General features: G+C 73.8%; 14 protein-coding genes. 9 read left to right on the forward strand and 5 right to left on the reverse strand.

What is annotated here, in order from left to right; genetic code table 11:
- Positions 1 to 64 precede the first annotated feature (64 nt).
- From CCN29_RS07280 to CCN29_RS07290, 3 genes are all read right to left on the reverse strand, one after another.
- Positions 65 to 1,285: a cytochrome P450 gene (locus tag CCN29_RS07280; protein ID WP_006135465.1), complete on the reverse strand. Its 1,221-nt coding sequence runs from the start codon at positions 1,283 to 1,285 to the stop codon at positions 65 to 67.
- Between the two features lie 55 nt (positions 1,286 to 1,340).
- On the reverse strand, positions 1,341 to 2,777 hold the full coding sequence (locus tag CCN29_RS07285; RefSeq protein WP_086680603.1) for a multicopper oxidase family protein: 1,437 nt from the start codon (positions 2,775 to 2,777) through the stop codon (positions 1,341 to 1,343).
- Positions 2,778 to 3,094: 317 nt separating this feature from the next.
- The gene (locus CCN29_RS07290) at positions 3,095 to 3,850 is read right to left on the reverse strand and encodes an SDR family NAD(P)-dependent oxidoreductase (RefSeq protein ID WP_086680605.1); all 756 of its coding nucleotides are present in this window, start codon (positions 3,848 to 3,850) and stop codon (positions 3,095 to 3,097) included.
- Between the two features lie 180 nt (positions 3,851 to 4,030).
- Between CCN29_RS07290 and CCN29_RS07295 the strand changes: the two genes are divergently transcribed.
- The 5 genes from CCN29_RS07295 to CCN29_RS07315 all read left to right on the forward strand — a co-directional run bounded on the left by CCN29_RS07295 (position 4,031) and on the right by CCN29_RS07315 (position 11,016).
- Positions 4,031 to 4,999 carry a hypothetical protein gene (locus tag CCN29_RS07295; protein ID WP_086680607.1) on the forward strand — a complete coding sequence of 323 codons (969 nt, stop codon included), beginning with the start codon at positions 4,031 to 4,033 and terminating at the stop codon, positions 4,997 to 4,999.
- 66 nt (positions 5,000 to 5,065) lie between these two features.
- Complete coding sequence (locus CCN29_RS07300) at positions 5,066 to 5,524, forward strand: cobalamin B12-binding domain-containing protein (RefSeq protein ID WP_006135461.1); 459 nt, start codon at positions 5,066 to 5,068, stop codon at positions 5,522 to 5,524.
- Positions 5,521 to 8,850 carry an FAD/NAD(P)-binding protein gene (locus CCN29_RS07305; RefSeq protein ID WP_442538258.1) on the forward strand — a complete coding sequence of 1,110 codons (3,330 nt, stop codon included), beginning with the start codon at positions 5,521 to 5,523 and terminating at the stop codon, positions 8,848 to 8,850. The genes CCN29_RS07300 and CCN29_RS07305 overlap by 4 nt, the downstream gene beginning before the upstream one ends.
- Positions 8,840 to 10,618 (forward strand): AMP-binding protein, encoded by a 1,779-nt coding sequence (locus tag CCN29_RS07310; RefSeq protein WP_086680611.1) that lies wholly within the window; start codon positions 8,840 to 8,842, stop codon positions 10,616 to 10,618. The genes CCN29_RS07305 and CCN29_RS07310 overlap by 11 nt, the downstream gene beginning before the upstream one ends.
- Positions 10,615 to 11,016 (forward strand): cupin domain-containing protein, encoded by a 402-nt coding sequence (locus CCN29_RS07315; RefSeq protein WP_006135458.1) that lies wholly within the window; start codon positions 10,615 to 10,617, stop codon positions 11,014 to 11,016. Before CCN29_RS07310 ends, CCN29_RS07315 begins: the two co-directional genes overlap by 4 nt.
- A gap of 83 nt (positions 11,017 to 11,099) precedes the next feature.
- On the opposite strand, the gene CCN29_RS07320 is transcribed toward CCN29_RS07315, so the two are convergent.
- On the reverse strand, positions 11,100 to 11,417 hold the full coding sequence (locus CCN29_RS07320; RefSeq protein ID WP_006135453.1) for an antibiotic biosynthesis monooxygenase family protein: 318 nt from the start codon (positions 11,415 to 11,417) through the stop codon (positions 11,100 to 11,102).
- A gap of 17 nt (positions 11,418 to 11,434) precedes the next feature.
- A complete protein-coding gene (locus CCN29_RS07325; RefSeq protein ID WP_031061843.1) occupies positions 11,435 to 12,136 on the reverse strand; it encodes an N-acyl homoserine lactonase family protein in 702 nt (233 codons plus the stop codon).
- A gap of 131 nt (positions 12,137 to 12,267) precedes the next feature.
- Here CCN29_RS07325 and CCN29_RS07330 point away from each other — a divergent pair, with 131 nt between their 5' ends.
- The 4 genes from CCN29_RS07330 to CCN29_RS07345 all read left to right on the forward strand — a co-directional run.
- Positions 12,268 to 14,022 (forward strand): MFS transporter, encoded by a 1,755-nt coding sequence (locus tag CCN29_RS07330; RefSeq protein WP_086680614.1) that lies wholly within the window; start codon positions 12,268 to 12,270, stop codon positions 14,020 to 14,022.
- A 225-nt stretch (positions 14,023 to 14,247) separates the two neighbouring features.
- Entirely contained in the window at positions 14,248 to 15,426 is a 1,179-nt protein-coding gene (gene metK, locus CCN29_RS07335) for a methionine adenosyltransferase (protein ID WP_006135450.1), read from the forward strand.
- A gap of 1 nt (position 15,427) precedes the next feature.
- Positions 15,428 to 16,411 carry a carbohydrate kinase family protein gene (locus tag CCN29_RS07340; RefSeq protein ID WP_006135448.1) on the forward strand — a complete coding sequence of 328 codons (984 nt, stop codon included), beginning with the start codon at positions 15,428 to 15,430 and terminating at the stop codon, positions 16,409 to 16,411.
- The coding region (locus CCN29_RS07345; RefSeq protein ID WP_442538259.1) for a homocysteine S-methyltransferase family protein at positions 16,408 to 17,508 on the forward strand (1,101 nt) is incomplete at its 3' end. The genes CCN29_RS07340 and CCN29_RS07345, both read left to right, overlap by 4 nt.

Here is a 17,508-nt window from a genome sequence, read left to right on the forward strand (position 1 = left end):
CACCGGGTGGCTGTGGGTGGGGGGGGCGGCCCTGCGGCGTGACCGGGAGGCCCGCCGCATCCCGTCACCAGGCGACGGGCAGCGCGGTGACGCCGCGGATCATGCCGGTGCCCCAGGTCAGTTCGTCCTCGGGGACGGCGAGCCGCAGCGCGGGGAAGCGGCGCAGCAACGCGCCGAAGGCCACCTGCAGTTCGACCCGGGCCAGGGGGGCGCCCAGGCAGCGGTGGATGCCGTGGCCGAAGGCGATGTGGCGGTTCTCCGCGCGGGTCAGGTCGAGGGTGTCGGGGTCGGTGAAGGCGTCCGCGTCCCGGTTGGCGGAGGCGGTGGACGGGATGACCGCCTCGCCGGGCCGGATCACCGTGGAGCCGACCTTCACCTCCTCCGTGGCGACCCTGATGGTGCCGCCGCTCACCGGTCCCGGCGTCCAGCGCAGCAGTTCGTCCACGGCCGTCACCGGGAACTCGTCGCCGCCGCGCAAGGGGCCGAGCTGCTCGGGGTGGCGCAGCAGGGCCAGCACGGAGTTGCTCAGGGAGTTGGCCACGGTGTGGTAGCCGGCGGTGATGAGCGTGGCGGCGACGGTGACCAGCTCGGAGGGGCGCAGCCGGTCCTCGTCCCGGGCCGCGATGAGGGTGCCGAGCAGGTCGTCGGCCGGTGTCCGCTGCTTCTGCGCGATCAGATGACGCAGATAGTCGGCGAGCCGCTGCCGGGCGCCGGTGACCGTCCCGGCCGCGTGCGGGGCGAGCGTCAGGGCGGCGTCCGTCCACTCCTTGAACGACTCCCGGTCCTCGTCGGGCACGCCGAGCAGCTCGCAGATGGTGATGATGGGCAGGGGCCTGGCGAAGTACTCGACGAGGTCGACCGGCGGCCCCATCTCCGCCATGCCGTCGAGGAGCCGCCCGGCGGTACGGGCGATCCGCGGCCGCAACCGCTCCGCCTGCCGGCCGGTGAAGGCCGGGGCCAGCAGCCGGCGCAGCCGGGTGTGGTCGGGCGGGTCCATCGCCATGACGGAGTCCGGTTCGGGCCGCGCCGGGCCCAGGCGGGGCGCGTCCGGGCGGGTGGCGGCGGCCCGGCTCAGCCTGGGGTCGTTGAGCACCGCCCGGACGTCCTCGTACCGGGTGACGAGCCAGGCCCGGTCCCCGGTGGGCAGGTGGGCCCGGGTCACCGGGCAGCTCTCGCGCAGACGGCGCCACTCGGGCGGCGGCTCGAACAGCCGGCCGTGCTCGAAGGGAAAACGCACGGCGTCGGAGAAGTCGTCGGACTCGGCGTCCGGGACGTCGTCGGACAAGACGGACCTCCAGAGGGTTCGGGACGGCCGGGACGAACGGGGGCGCGGGGCCGGGTCAGCCGACGACTTCCATCTGGCCCATCATCCCCATCATCTGATGGCCCAGCAGATGGCAGTGGTACATGAACTTTCCGGTGTGGTCGGTGAACCGGATCCGGAAGCGGACGCTGGTGCCCGGCATCACGGTGACGGTGTCCTTCAGCCCCGCCTCACCCGGCGCGGGGGCCTTGCCGTCGCGGTCGACGACCCGGAAGTGCTCCAGGTGCGTGTGCAGGGAGTGCGGGATGCCGAACTTCGTGTCGGTGTTGCGGACCGTCCACTGTTCGGTGACGCCGAGCCGTGGCCGGAAGTCGATGCGCGCGGGGTCGAACGGCCGGCCGTTGATGAGGTGCTGACCGGTGGCGGGGTCGAAGGACATCACGAATTCGCGCTCCACGGCGGGCTCGCCCAGGTCGGGGGCGGGCCGCAGGGTGCCGGGCACGCTGCTCGGGTCGGGGGCGGTGCGCACGACGTCGAACCGCATCACCTCGGCGGCCTCGCCCGGGTAGGCGATCGCGTTGGTCAGGACGACCTGGCTGCCGACCGGGTACCTGGAGAAGTCGACGACGACCTCCTGGCGTTCGGCCGGCCAGATCTCCAGCGCCGGCGTCGGCACGGGCGCGGGCAGCAGGCCGCCGTCGGAGGCGATGTGCGTCATCGTGTCGCCGTCGCCCAGGCGCAGCAGGAAGGCCCGCTCGTTGGAGGTGTTGGTGAGCCGGATCCGGTACTTGCGGGCGGCGACCTCGAAGTAGGGCCGTGGACGGCCGTTGACCAGGATCGTCGGGCGGTCCATGAAGTCTTCCATGTGGTGGACGAGCGAGCCGTCCTCCGCAAACTTGGCGTCCCGCAGGTACAGGGGGACGTCGTACCGGCCCTTGGGCAGCGGCAGCCGCTCCTCGAACTCGTCCGTGAGCAGATAGCCTGCCACCGCGCCGAAGTAGGTGTTCTCGGCGTGCGCGTGGTGCGAGTGGTCGTGCAGCCACATGGTCGAGGCGCGCTGCTCGTTGGGGTAGTGGAACAGCCGCTCCGTTCCCGGCAGGAGCTGGTCGGCGGGGTGGCCGTCGTGCCGGGCGGGGACGTGGCCGCCGTGCAGGTGCATGGCGAAGGGGACGCCGAGGGCGTTGGTCTGCTGGACGACCACGGGCCTGCCCCGGGTGGCGCGGATGACGGGGGCCGGCTCGCCGTTGAACAGGCGCATCCGGGTGGTGGTGCCGGGCAGGACGGTGACGTCGTGCTCCCGGACGGTCAGCCGGTAGACGTCGTAGCCGGCTCCGTGCCGCCCGTGCCCGCCCAGCGGGCGCAGCACCTTGGCCCGCTTGAGCGGTACGGCGAAAACCGGGTCGGCGGACGCCCCTCCGCCCGGCCGGGAGGCGGCGGCCACCCCCGCGCCGGAGGTCGCCGCCAGCAGACCGGTGACGGCCCCCGCCTTGATCAGATGCCTGCGAGTCAGCACGTGCTCTCTCCTTCGGTGGACGGTGCTGGGGCCGGTGGCGCCCCGGTCCAACAGCGCAATTCAGCCGGGTCGCACTAGGGCCTTTCGTTTGGATCACCCCGGCGTCGCGGGGTCTGGCACGCACATCTGCGGCGTTGTCGTCGGTCGCCGACGCTCCGCGTCGACTCCCTCCTCCGCCTTGCAGCTGCACGCACCAGACCCCGCTCGGGTCGGCCGGAGAGGCACCGCGCCTCACGGCCGGCCTGATCCAAACGAAAGGCCCTAGGCATCCACTCGAGCCGCGGTACACCGCGTCCGGTCGTGCGGGCCGGGATTCTTCAGTGCGTACGGTGGATCCGGTGCTGCGCCGCCTGGGCGCGGGGGCGCAGGACCAGCAGGTCGGTGTTGACGTGGGGCGGGCGGGTGACGGTCCAGGTGACCGCGTCGGCCACGTCCTCGGCGGTGAGCGGCTCCGGAATGCCGCGGTAGACGTCCGCGGCTGCGGAGGCGTCGCCGCGGAAGCGGTTGAGGGCGAACTCCTCGGTGCGCACCAGGCCCGGCGCGATCTCGACCACCCGCACCGGTTCGCCGCACAGTTCCAGCCGGAGGGTGGCCGCGAGGGCGTGGGCGCCGTGCTTGGCCGCGACGTAACCACCGCCGCCCTCGTAGGCGACGTGTCCCGCGGTGGAGGACAGCACCACGACCGTGCCGTCGCCGCTCGCGGTGAGGGCGGGCAGCAGCGCCTGGGTGACGTGCAGGACGCCGAGGACGTTCACCTCGTACATGGCCGACCAGTCGGCCGGGTCGGCCTCGGCGACGTACTCGGTGCCGAGGGCGCCGCCCGCGTTGTTCACCAGCACGTGGACCTCGTCGAGGGGCTCCGCGAAGGCACGGACGGCAGCACGGTCGGTGACGTCGAGGGGGTGCGCGGAGCACCGGCCGCCGGCTGCCGTGATCCGGGCGGCGACCGCGTCCAGGCGGTCCTTGCGGCGGCCGGTCAGCAGCACGTCGTATCCGGCGGCGGCGAGCCGGCGGGCGGTCGCGGCGCCGATGCCGCTGCCGGCACCGGTGACGACGGCGGTCGGAGTGGACATGTGGACTCCTTCAGGGCTTCGGGGACTTGGGCCGGCGGGGTGCGCGCCGCACGATGCCCCGCACCGCTCGAATTCCGCTGGTCCCGGAGCGTGCGCGGGGCCCTCTCGATGCGGTCCCCAGCCACTCTTGAGCCGGGCTACGGAACATGCCGGACCTCGGAACCAAGGAGGAAACCGGTGATGGACGTGAACCCAAGGCAGACGGCTCCCGAGGGCGCCGGGCGCGCGATGGAGCGCCGCGGGCTGCTGGTCGGGCTCGGCGGGCTGGGACTGGCGAGCGGCGCGGCGGCGCTGCTGCCGGGCAGCGCGGCGGCCGGTGAGGCGGGGCGGTATCCGGGCGGTGCGGGCGGCAGCGTCGTCCGCGCGGTGGCCGCCCCCGGGGAGCTGACCCTGAGCACCGACGCGGTGCCGGCGGGCCTGGTCACGCTGCGCGCCACCACGCCGGACCCGGAGCAGCAGCACCCGCTCGGGCTGCTGAGACTGCGGCACGGGGTCTCCGTGGCGGGCTTCCTCGAGCACTACCGGCAGGCCGCCACCGCCCAGGACCCGGCCGAGCGGCGGGCCGCGCTGGCGCTGATCGACACCGAGGCCCACTACTTCGGCGGTCCCGCCGTCTCGGCGGCCGGCGGCGCCGTCGAGGTGAGCTGGATCCTGACCCCCGGCACGTACCACCTGCTCGACTACACCACCACCGATCCCGCGCATCCCGAGCGGGTGCGCACCCTCACCGTGACGCCCGCCGGCCGCCCGCACGGCGGGCCCCGGTCCGCCCCGCACGTGATCGCGCCGTACGACGACGGCGACCGCGGGCGGTTCCTCACCGCCGCCACGCTGCCCGCGGACGGGGTGTTCCACGTCGTCAACCACACGAGGCAGCTCAGCGAGGTGATGTTCCTGCGGGTGACGCCGGGGGCCTCCGAGGAGGACGTCACCGCGTGCATGGAGGCGCTGGGCAGGGGGGAGCAGCCGCCCGTGTACCCGTTCACCGGTGTGCCCACCGGGCTGACCCCTCTGCAGCCCGGTGCCTCCGCGGTGTTCGCGCACGCGCTCCGGCCCGGCCGCCATCTCCTCACCTCCTTCATCAGCAACCGCGAAACGCTCGTCAAGCGCGCCTTCGAAGGAATGTGGCAGCTGGTCACCCTGCGCTGACCCGGCCGGCCGTCCGGTTCCCCGCACCAGCCGTCAGCCAGTCCTACGAGAGAGAGATGAACCCCTATGAGGACGGTGGCCCAACGAGACGGGCAGCGGCGTGTCCTGCTGTCCACGGTCTCCTCGGACGCCCACACCTGGAATCTGGTCTTCCTGCGGCTGCTGCTGGAGGAGATGGGACACGAGGTCGTCAGTCTGGGGCCGTGTGTGCCGGACCGGCTGCTGCTCGACTCCGTGCGCCGGGTCCGGCCCGACCTGCTGGTCGTCAGCACGGTCAACGGTCACGGACGGATCGACGGCGTCAGGATGATCCGCAGACTCCGCGCCGACCCGGTGGCCCGGCACACCCCGGCCGTCATCGGCGGCAAGCTCGGGGTCGCCGGTGAGGAGGAGGGCACCGCGGCGGCGCGGGCGCTGGTCGAGGCGGGTTTCGACGCGGTGTTCACCGACACGGCGGACACGGCGCTCATCGGCAGGATCCTCGGGGAGCTGCCGCAGCGGGCGCCGGAGGGCAGAGCCGTATGAACGGACAGAGCCGGCCCGAAGACCCGCCCGCACCCGTGTCCGCCGGTCTGGACACGGCGGTGCGCCGGGCGGCGGCCGCCGGACAGCTTCTGGTCCAGCCGCGGATGGGAATGGCCGCCCCCCAGGCCATGGCCGCCGGGTTGCGCGAGGTGTGCTCCCTGCCCTGCCCGACCGTCGGAACCCTCACCCTGGACAGCTACACCCGGGTCGGCGACCACCGGCAGGCGCGGGCCGCGCTCCGCGCCGGGGACGACCTCAACGGTTTCCCGCTGGTGGCGCACGGCCCCCTGGTCACCGCCCGGGTCGCGGCGGCGGCCGAGGACCGGCCGGTGCAGGTACGGCACGGTTCGGCGCTGCCCGGGGACATCTTCCGCACCATGGCCGCGGCCGGGCTGTCCGCCAGCGAGGGCGGCCCGGTGTCGTACTGCCTGCCGTACGGCCGTACCCCGCTGGCCGAGTCGGTGGCCAACTGGCGTGCCGCGACGGCCGAGTTCGCGCAGCTCACCCGGGACCGGGGGCTGCGGGCGCATCTGGAGACGTTCGGCGGCTGTCTGCTGGGCCAGCTGTGCCCGCCCTCGCTGCTGGTGGCGACGAGTCTGCTGGAGGCGTTGTTCTTCGTCCAGCAGGGCGTGACGAGCGTGTCGCTCAGCTACGCCCAGCAGACCGACGCCCGGCAGGACGTGGAGGCGCTCGCGGCGCTGCGCATGCTCGCCGACGAGCTGCTGCCGGAGCGGGTGGACCGGCACATCGTGCTGTACACGTACATGGGCGTCTTCCCGGGCAGCCCGCGCGGCGCGCAGTTGCTGATGGACCGCAGCGCGGAGCTGGCGGTGCGCGGCGGGGCGCGGCGGCTGATCGTCAAAACGCCGGTGGAGGCGCTGCGGCTGCCGACGGTCGAGGAGAACGTGGCCGCCCTGCGGTCGGCCGCCGCGGCGGCCGGGCGGGCTCGCGTCGAGGGCCGGACGCCCTGGGCTCACCAGGTGGACCCGACCGAGGTGCTGACGGAGGCGCGGGCGCTGATCGAGGCGACGCTGGAGCTCGCGGACGACGTCGGGACGGCGCTGACCCGCGCGTTCGCCACGGGGATCCTGGATGTGCCGTTCTGTCTGCACGAGGACAACCGGGGGCTGACCCAGGCGGCCGTCGACGGTGAGGGGCGGCTCGGCTGGACCCGTACCGGGCGGCTGCCGCTGCCGCGCCGGGACGGGCCGCCGCGCCCGAGCCGGGGGCCGGTGACGGCGGCGCGGCTGCTGCAGATGCTGCGCTACACCGCCGACCGGCACGACCTGCTGGCGCTGGAGGCCGCCCCGGAGACGACGTGGGCGGAGCCGGCCCCGGACCTGCCGGGCGGGGTACCGCCGGAGCCGTACCGGATCGCGGTGGTGGGCACCGGCCCCCGCGGGGTGTCCGTGCTGGAGCGGGTGGCGGCGAGGCTGGCGGTGCGTCCCGCCGGGCGTCCCGTCGAGGTGTACGCGATCGACGCCGTGGAGGTGGGGCCGGGCCGGGTGTGGCGCACCGACCAGCCGGGCTGGTCGATGATGAACACGGTCTCCGGAGAGGTCACCATCTTCTCCGGCCCTCCGGACGGCGGTCCCGCCCGGGCCGGGGCGGGACCGTCCCTGTACGAGTGGTGGCGCACGGCCGAACCGCACCGGGCCGCCCCCGACTCGTGCGCCCCGCGCGCCCTGTACGGGCGGTATCTCGCTTACGCCCTGGACCGGGTCGAGGGGACGCTTGCCGCCGATGTGCTGCGGCTGCACCGGCTGCGCCAGTCCGTCGAGACGCTCATGGGGGAATCCGACGGCCGGTATCTGCTGACGCTGGGCGACGGGCGCCGGCTGCGCGCCGACCGGGTCGTCCTCACGACCGGACATCCCCTGCCGGAACTCCGGCCCGAACAGGTGGAGTTGGCGTCGTTCGCCGAGGAGCGGCCCGAGCTGCTGTACGTGCGGGGGGACTCGGCGGTCGACATGCCGCTCGACGGCATCGCGCCCGGCCGGACGGTGGGCGTCATCGGGCTCGGGCTGTCCTTCTACGACGTGGTCGCCGCGCTCACCACCGGACGCGGCGGCCGGTTCGTGCCGGCGGCGGACGGCGGGCTGCGCTACGAGCCCAGCGGCCGCGAACCACGCCTGGTCGCCGGGTCGCGCAGCGGGCTGCCGCTGCTCGCCCGTGGCCGCAACCAGAAGGGGTCCCGGCACGCCTACCGGCCGCGGCTGTTCACGCGGGAGCGGATCCGCGCGCTGCGCCGCCACGGGCAGCTCGACTTCCGCACCGACGTGCTGCCCTGGCTGCTGGCCGAGGTGGAACTGGTGCGCTGCGCGACGGCCCTGCAGCGGGCCTACGGACCGGACATCGCCGAGCGGTTCGCGCACGAGGCGCAGGAGGCGGTCGGGGAGGCCGGTGCCGACGGAGCGCAGCGGGCGGTGCACCGCGCCGCGACGCGCTGCGGGCTGCGCGGCGTCGGACCGGTGGACCTGCGGGCCTGGGCCCTGCCCTTCGAGGGCCGGGAGTTCGCCGACCCTCAGCAGTACGAGGCGGAGCTGGCCGCGCTGCTGCGCCGGGACCTGGAGCTGGCCGCCGAGGGGAACGTCGACGGGCCGGTGAAGGCCTGCCTGGACACCATCCGGGACGTGCGCGGGGTGCTGCGCGCGGCGGTCGACTTCTCGGGGCTGACGCCTGCCTCGCATCGCGACGACTTCCTGCGGGACTTCGTCCCGACGGTGTCGCGGCTGACCACCGGCCCGCCGCTGGTGCGGATACGCCAGCTGCTGGCGCTGCTGGACAGCGGGGTGCTGCGGATCGCGGGACCGGAGGCGCGGTTCGGCGCCGACGCGGAGGCGGGGCGGTTCTACGTCGAGTCACCGCGGGTGAAGGGCAGCCGCACCCGTCTGGACGTCCTCGTCGACGCCCGCATCCCCGAGCCGGACCTGGGACGCGCCCGCGGTGACCTGACCGCACGGCTGCGGGACCAGGGCCTGCTGACGGCCTACGTCAACCGGGGGCAGGACGGCACCGCTTTCGCCACCGGCGGGGTGGCGGTCACCGGGTCGCCGTTCCATCCGGTGCGGGCGGACGGGCGGCCGGAGACCGGGATGTACGTGCTGGGCATCCCCAGCGAGTTCACCCGGTGGTTCACCCAGGTCGGCAGCGGACGCCCCGGGGTCTGGGGCGAGTTCACCTCCGACGCGGACGCCATCGCCGGGGACGCCCTGGCCGGCGCCCGCCTCCGCGCGGACGCCCGCGAGCTGACCGGAGTGGTCCTGGGCCCCCGCTGGCGCTCGAAGTTCGGCACACCGGAAGGGGAGACGGCCGATGGATCCTGACGACGACAGCGGTCCGGGGACGGCAGACGCCCGCGCGCGGGCATGGCGGGCCGGGCGGTGGACCGCCGCGCACCGGGAGTTCCGGGCGGCACGGGATCTGCTGCTGCGGTGCCGTACGGACCTGGACGCGGCGGTGGAGCAGTTCCGGTGGCCGCGGCCCGCATGCTTCAACTGGGCCCTGGAGTGGTTCGACGTGGTGGCCCGCGGCAATCCGGCGCCCGCGCTGGAGTTGCTGGACGGCGAGGGCGACGTCACCCGGTCCGTGTCGTACGACGAGCTGTCGCGGCGCTCCGACGCGGTGGCGAACTGGCTGCGCGGGCAGGGCGTGGCGCCCGGGGACCGGCTGATGGTGGTGCTCGGCCCCCAGGTGGAGTTGTGGGAGGTGCTGCTGGCCGCGCTGAAGGTGCGGGCCGTCGTGGTGCCGAGCCATCCGGACCTGATGCCGGGGCAGGCGGAGGACCGGGTGCGGCGGGGGAGGCTGGCGCATCTGGTGTGCCGGGCGGCCTCGGCCGGCGCGTTCTCGGGCGTCCGCGTCCCGGGCGCGCGCATCGCGGTACCGGAGGCGGACGGCGTGGTCCCGCCCGGGTGGACGGACTACCGGGAGAGCACCGCCGCCCCGGACCGTTTCGTCCCGGAGCGGCCCACCCCGGCCGACGACATCGCGTTCTGCTACTTCACCTCGGGCACCACGTCCGCGCCGAAGCTGGTGGCGCACACCCACCTCAGCTATCCGGCCGGGCACCTCTCGAGCCTCTACTGGAACGGCCTGCTGCCCGGCGACCGGCACGTCAACGTCTCCTCGCCCGGCTGGGCCAAGCACTCCTGGAGCAGCCTGTTCGTGCCGTGGAACGCCGAGGCGACGATCCTGGTGCTGCCCGACGGTCCACCGGACGCGGCCGCCCTGCCCCGGCAGCTCCGGCGGTCGCGCGCCACCGGCTTCTGCGCACCGCCGAGCGTCTGGCAGACGCTGCGGCCTCATCTGACCTCGGCGGTGCCGCCGGCGCTGCGGGAGGCGACGAGCGCCGGGGAGCCTCTGCCGTGGGAGGTGGTGACGGCGGTCAGGGACGCCTGGGGCGTCACGGTGCGCGACGGGTACGGGCAGACCGAGACGACCGCGCTCGTCGGGACCCCGCCCGGTCACCTCCCCCGCCCCGGACGGCTCGGCCGCCCGCTGCCCGGTTACCGCATCACCCTGCGGGACCCGGAGACGGCCGAGCCGGCGGACGTGGAGGGTGAGATCTGCGTGGAGCTCGACGGCGAGGAGGGCAGGCCGGTCGGGGTCATGGCCGGCTATCCCGACGACCCCACGCGGACCGAACACGCGCTGGGCCGGGGGTGGTACGCCACCGGGGATCTCGGCGAACGCGACCCGGAGGGCTGGATCCGGGTACTGGGCCGGCGCGACGACGTGTTCAAGTCGTACGGCCACCGGGTGTCCCCGTTCGAGGCGGAGACCGTGCTGCGCGCGCATCCGGCCGTCGCCGACGTCGCGGTGGTACCGGTGCCGGACGACCGGGCGGGGCTGCTGCCACTCGCGGTCGTGGTCCCCGCGCCGGGCCGCACCGCGGACGCGGCACTGGCCTCCGAACTGCTCACGCACACCGCGGGCGCCCTCTCCCCCGTGGGACGTCCGGAGCTGCTCCGGTTCGCGGAGCGGCTGCCCCGCACCACCTCGGGAAAGATCCGGCGGCGCCTGGTGCGCGCACACCTGCCGGACATCGCCGGGGACCTCTTCACCCACATCCGCCCGAAGGAGCCCGCACCATGACCACCGACCGCGCGACCACGGACCACCCTCTCGTCGTCGAAGGACTCGACCGGCCCGACGACCTCGCCCGGCGGCTGAGGTTCACGCCGCTGACCGCCGACGGGCGGGTCGGGGTCGAGGTCTTCCCGCTGTACACCACCGAGCAGACCGGATCCGGCGGTCCCGCGGCCTCGCTGGTGCGCTACCACCCGGGTGCGAGCGCCGCTCCGCACCGCCACACCTCGTACGAGATCATCCTCGTCCTCGACGGCGAGCTGATCACCGAGGACGGACGGCATCCGCGGCACTCCCTGCTGGTGATGGCGCCCGGCAGCGTCCACGCGCCCCGTACCGAGAAGGGCGCGCTGATGCTGGTGGTGTGGGAGGCCCCGGTGGAACCGGCCGAGCCGGTCGGCTGACGCGGGCACGGACGGAGAACGAGGGAGGCCGCCGCGTGGTTACCACGCGGCGGCCTCCCTTCCGTCGGACATCCTCCGGTCCGTCAGACGTCCTCGGACGCGATGCCGTACACCGCGTAGTGCCGGCCGCGCGAGCGGTCCTGGAAGGGGCGCAGGGCGGACGGGTTGTCCTGGTGGTCGGGACCGAACTGCCAGGTGCGGTACGCCTCCAGGTTCTCCCACTCGCCGTGGAGCACGTACTCCCCGGGCCGGTCCACGTCCCGCAGCAGTTCGCTGCGGAGCAGTCCCGGGACGGTGCCGGGACGCACCCAGCTGATCTCGCGGTAGGCCCGCTCCAGGGGCTCGTCCCCCTCGTCGGGGGCGCGCAGGTACACCACCACGCGGATGCGTTCGCTGCTCATCGGCTCATCACCTTCCGTCAGTCGTAGTAGGCGGGCGCCACGCGCAGGGTGCGCCACTGCTCCGCGTCATGGCCGTGCACGATCAGGGCGTTCTCGGCCCGGGCGAGGTCCACGAGCCGGCGGGTGCTCTCCCGCAGTTCCTTCTCGTCCAGGTCGAAGGGGAGGACGGGACGCCGCTCGGGGTCGAGGGCGGCGCTCATCGGGATGGCGTCGACGGCGAGCAGCACGGCGCCGGTCCGCTCCAGCCGCACCAGGACCGACTGGTGGCCGGGCACATGCCCGCCGGAGGCGATCAGCTCGATGCCGGGCAGCAGTTCCGTGTCGCCCTCCACGGTGCGGTACCTGAGGCCCGGCACGTCCCACAGCGGCCGGGACGCGGTGAGCCTCGGCACCGTGCCGGAGCGGGCCAGGTCCCAGTGCTCGCGCTGGACCACGAACTCGGCGGCGGGGAAGGAGGCGTGACCGCCCACGTGGTCGGGGTCGAAGTGGGAGCACACCACGGTGTCGACGTCCTCGGGACGCACCCCCGCACCGGCCAGCGCCGTGACCAGGTCCTGCCCTTCCCCCGCCTCCACGGCCGGGGCGCCGCCGGGCAGGCCGCCCGGCGGCGCCCCGGAGTCGACCAGCACCGTGCGCCCCTCGTCGGTGCGGATCAGGTAGGCGGCCACCGGCGCCCCGAGCCTCGGGATGGTGCCCAGCCTCAGCAAGTACAGCCTCATGTCCACGCGTTCCCTTCCGGCACGGCGGGCGCCGCTGCCGTGGGGCATGGTCGGTTCCCGCGCTCGAGCGGCGCTCAAGCGGAACGGATCACACTCGGCGCAAGCGCGCCGTCCGACGACAGGAGAGACCCGTGACGCACCCACAAGCCGAGACGCCCCCGGCAGGGGAGGGAGAGCCGGACCCGCAGCGGTGGCGCGCCGCCGCGGTGATTCTCGTGGCCATAGCCCTCGACCTGATCGACACCACGATCGTGAACGTGGCGCTGCCCGTGCTGCAGACCGAACTGGACGCGAGCAAAGCGGCGCTCCAGTGGGTGGCGGCGGCCTACACGCTCACCTTCGCACTCAGCCTGATCACCGTCGGCCGCATCGGTGACATGCTCGGCCGCAAACGGATGATCTCGATCGGCATCGTCTCGTTCGTCGTCGCGTCGCTGCTGTGCGGCGTGGCGCAGAGCACCGAGATGCTCATCGCCGCCCGGGTGCTGCAGGGTCTCGGCGGCGCCGTCGTGATGACGCAGGGCCTGTCGGTGTTCCAGGTGGCCTTCCCGCCCAAGGAACGGGCGGCCGTCTTCGGCATGTTCGGCGCCCTGTCGGGCATCGCGGCGATGCTGGGGCCGGTCCTGGGCGGCGTCCTCGTCGACGCCGACCTGTTCGGCTGGTCCTGGCGCCCGATCTTCCTGGTGAACGTGCCGGTCGGGCTGCTGGCCCTGATCGGTGTGGCCGCGTACGTGCGCGAGTCGCGCTCGCCGAACGTCCAGCGGCTGGACCTGGTCGGCGTCGGCCTGGTGACGCTGGCGCTGCTCTCCCTGCTGTACCCGCTGGTGCAGGGCGCGGAGGCCGGCTGGCCGGCCTGGACGTTCGTGGCGATGGGCTGCTCGGTGCCGCTGTTCGTCGCCTTCGCCCTGTACGAGCGGCGCAAGGCGGCCCGGGACGGCTCCGCCCTGGTGGAGCCCGGCCTGTTCAAGGAACGGCCGTTCGTGGCGGGGCTGCTGGTGATGCTCAGCTTCTTCGCGATCATCGCCGGTCTGTTCTTCCCGTTCACCCTCTATCTGCAGGTGGGGCTCGGCTTCTCGCCGATGGCGGCGGGGCTGGCGACGGTGCCGTTCTCCTTCGGCGCGATGATCACCTCGTCGTTCTCGGCGGTGCTCGCGATGAAGGCGGGCCGCAAGGTGCTGAGCATCGGCATGCTGATCATGGGGGTCGGCATGGTCGCGCTCATCTGGACCATCGGCCACTTCGGCGCGGACATCGGCGGCTGGAACCTGGCCCCGGCGCTCACCGTCCTCGGTCTGGGCCTGGGCTTCGTCATCTCGCCGGTGGTGGACATCGTGCTCGGGGGTGTCCCGGTGGAGCACGCGGGCTCCGGCTCCGGTGTGCTCAGCACCGCCGACCAGCTGGGCGCGGCGGCGGGCGTCGCGGTCATCGGTGTGCTGTTCTTCAACCTCCTGGCCGGCCAGGCGGTCCCGGCCGCGGACACCGTGGTGACCGGGCTGCGCGAGCAGCTGACGGCAGCGGGGGTCGCGGCCCCCGCGCAGGACACCGTCGTGGACAACTTCCGTGCGTGCGCGCGTGAGATGGGCGAGCACGAGGACGCCACCGAGCCGCCTGCCGTGTGCCGGTCCGTGGTGCCGGACGGCGCGGCCCCGGCCGGTGCGGAGGAGAAGGTGCGCCAGGCCGTGGCCGACGCGTCCGAGCGGGCGCGCAAGGAGGGGTACGCGAAGGCCACCGGCGACGTCCTGTGGTACGAGGTCGGCGTCATCGGCCTGGGCTTCCTGCTCACCTTCATGCTGCCGCGGCAGGCCCGCAAGCCCGAGTGGGAGCAGGACGACCCGCAGGAGACGCGGCCCGAGCCGGCCGCGGCCGCGGGCGACGGCCGGGACTGACCGAGCCCCCGGCACGCACGCGCACGCCCCGCTGGAAGAGGGGGCGGGCGGGGCCGCCGTACGGGACGCCGACGCGTCCCGTACGGCGGCCCCTTCGTGCGTGGGGGCGCCGCGACGGGCGCTGCCCCCACGGGTGTAGAGCCCTTCGAGTCACTCTGCAGGACCGGGCCCCACGCTGGCCGGCATCCACACCCAGATCCGGCTGTCGTCCCCCCTGGAGGGTCCGTGTCCCGTCGTCTGTTCACCTCCGAGTCGGTGACCGAGGGTCACCCCGACAAGATCGCTGACCGGATCAGCGACACGATCCTGGACGCGCTCCTGAGCGCGGACCCGGCCTCCCGGGTCGCCGTCGAGACCCTGGTCACCACCGGCCTGGTGCACGTGGCCGGCGAGGTCACCACCACCGCCTACGCGCCCGTCGCCCAGCTGGTCCGCGACACGATCCTGGACATCGGCTACGACTCGTCCGCCAAGGGCTTCGACGGCGCCTCGTGCGGTGTGTCGGTGTCGATCGGCGCGCAGTCCCCGGACATCGCGAGGGGCGTCGACACCGGCGGCGCGGGTGATCAGGGGCTGATGTTCGGGTACGCGACGGACGAGACGCCGACGCTGATGCCGCTGCCGATCCATCTGGCGCACCGCCTGTCGCGCCGCCTGACCGACGTCCGCCGCGAAGGCGCCGTTCCCTACCTGCGGCCCGACGGCAAGACCCAGGTCACCGTCGAGTACGACGGCGACACCGCGGTCCGCCTGGACACCGTGGTCGTCTCCTCGCAGCACGCCTCCGGCATCGACCTGGAGTCACTGCTCGCCCCCGACATCCAGGAGCACGTCGTCGCCCCCGTCCTCGAGGAGCTGGCCGACGACGGGATCAAGCTCGACACCGGGAACCACCGGCTGCTGGTGAACCCGACCGGGCGCTTCGAGATCGGCGGCCCGATGGGCGACGCCGGTCTCACCGGCCGGAAGATCATCATCGACACCTACGGCGGCATGGCCCGTCACGGCGGCGGCGCCTTCTCCGGCAAGGACCCGTCCAAGGTGGACCGCTCGGCCGCGTACGCGATGCGCTGGGTCGCCAAGAACGTGGTCGCGGCCGGCCTGGCCGCCCGCTGCGAGGTGCAGGTCGCGTACGCGATCGGCAAGGCCGAGCCGGTGGGCCTGTTCGTGGAGACCTTCGGCACCGCCAAGGTCGAGCCCGAGAAGATCGAGCGGGCGATCGACGAGGTCTTCGACCTCCGTCCCGCCGCGATCATCCGCGACCTGGACCTGCTGCGCCCGATCTACGCGCAGACCGCCGCCTACGGCCACTTCGGCCGCGAGCTGCCGGACTTCACCTGGGAGCGCACCGACCGCGTGGACGCGCTGCGCGCGGCGGCGGGCGTGCCGGCGAGGGGGCTCTGACATGCGGATCGCGGTGACGGGTTCCATCGCCAGGGACCATCTGATGTCGTTCGGGGGCAGTTTCGCCGAACAGTTCATCGCGGAGCGGCTGGACCGGATCTCGCTGTCGCTGCTGACGGACCGGCTGGAGATCCGCTACGGCGGCGTCGCGGCCAACATCGCCTTCGGGCTGGGCTCCCTCGGGGCCTCCCCGCTGCTCGTCGGCGCGGCGGGCGCGGACTTCGCGGACCAGGAGGTCTGGCTGAAGGAGCACGGGGTGGACACCGCGGGCGTGCGGATCAGCGACACCCTGCACACCGCGCGCTTCGTGTGCGCGACCGACGTCCACCAGAACCAGATCGGCTTCTTCCACACGGGGGCCATGGCCGAGGCCCGGCACATCGACCTGCCGGACGTGCTGGAGCGCAACGGCGGGGCCGACCTGGTCGTCGTCTCACCCGACGACCCGGACGCCATGGTGCGTCACGTCCGCGCGTGCGTACGCATCGGTGTGCCGTTCGCCGCCGACCCCTCGCAGCAGCTCGCCGGCCTGGAACGGGACCAGGCGCGGGCCCTGTTGGACCACCCCCGGCACCTCTTCACCAACGAGTACGAGGCCCTGCTCGTCCAGGAGCGCACCGGCTGGACGGAGCAGCAGATCCTGGGCCGGGTCGGCACCTGGATCACCACACAGGGCGCGGGCGGGTCACGCATCGCCCGCGCGGGCCGCACCACCCTCCATGTCCCCGCGGTCCCGGTCACCGGCGTTCTGGACCCCACGGGTGCCGGAGACGCCTACCGCGCCGGCTTCCTCGCCGCCCTCGCCCGCGGTCTGGACCTCGCGGACGCGGCGCGCGTGGGCAGCGCCGTCGCCTCGTTCGTGCTCGCCTGCCGCGGGACGCAGACCTACACACTCGACGGCAACGCCCTCCTGGACCGGATGTGCGGCGCCTACGGCGCGGACACGATCCGCCGTCTCATCCCGTGGCTGGGTGATCTGTCATGACGACGACGCCGACCCGGGCGGCGGAACTGCGCCGCGCCCTCGCCTCACGGGTCGTGGTCGCCGACGGAGCGATGGGCACGATGCTGCAGGCCCACGACCCCACGCTCGAGGACTTCCAGAACCTCGAGGGCTGCAACGAGATCCTGAACGTGTCCCGCCCCGACATCGTCCGTTCGGTCCACTCCGAGTACTTCGGCGCGGGCGTCGACTGCGTCGAGACGAACACCTTCGGCGCCAATCACACCGCCGCGAGCGAGTACGAGATCGCCGGCCGGGTGTACGAACTGTCCGAGGCGGGCGCCCGTATCGCCCGGGAGACGGCGGACGAGTTCACCGGCCGCGACGGCCGTGCGCGCTGGGTGCTGGGCTCCATGGGCCCGGGCACCAAGCTGCCCACCCTGGGGCACGTCCGCTACGGCGTCATCCGCGACGGCTACCAGGCCAACGCGGAGGGCCTGCTCGCCGGGGGCGCCGACGCGCTGCTCGTGGAGACCACGCAGGACCTGCTGCAGACCAAGGCGTCCGTCCTGGGCGCCCGCAAGGCGATGGAGGCGACCGGCACCGCTGTGCCGCTGCTGGTCTCCATGGCCTTCGAGACCACCGGCACGATGCTGCTCGGCTCCGAGATCGGCGCGGCCCTGACCGCGCTGGAGCCGCTGGGCATCGACATGATCGGCCTGAACTGCTCCACGGGCCCCGCCGAGATGACCGAGCACCTGCGCCACCTCGCCCGGCACGCGCGCATCCCGCTGCTGTCCATGCCGAACGCGGGCCTGCCCGAACTGAGCGCCGACGGCGCCCGCTTCCCCCTCGGTCCCGAGGGACTCGCGGACGCGCAGGAGACGTTCGTGCGGGAGTACGGGCTGTCGCTGGTGGGCGGCTGCTGCGGTACGACGCCGGAGCATCTGCGGCGGCTGGTGGAGCGGGTGCGGGAGCTGGCGCCGGTGGAGCGTGATCCGCGGCCGGAGCCGGGTGCGGCGTCGCTGTACCAGTCGGTGCCGTTCCGGCAGGACACCTCGTATCTGGCGATCGGTGAGCGCACGAACGCCAACGGGTCGAAGAAGTTCCGTGAGGCCATGCTGGAGGGCCGCTGGGAC

It is taken from the genome of Streptomyces pseudogriseolus, assembly GCA_002154585.1.
Lineage (GTDB): Bacteria > Actinomycetota > Actinomycetes > Streptomycetales > Streptomycetaceae > Streptomyces > Streptomyces pseudogriseolus.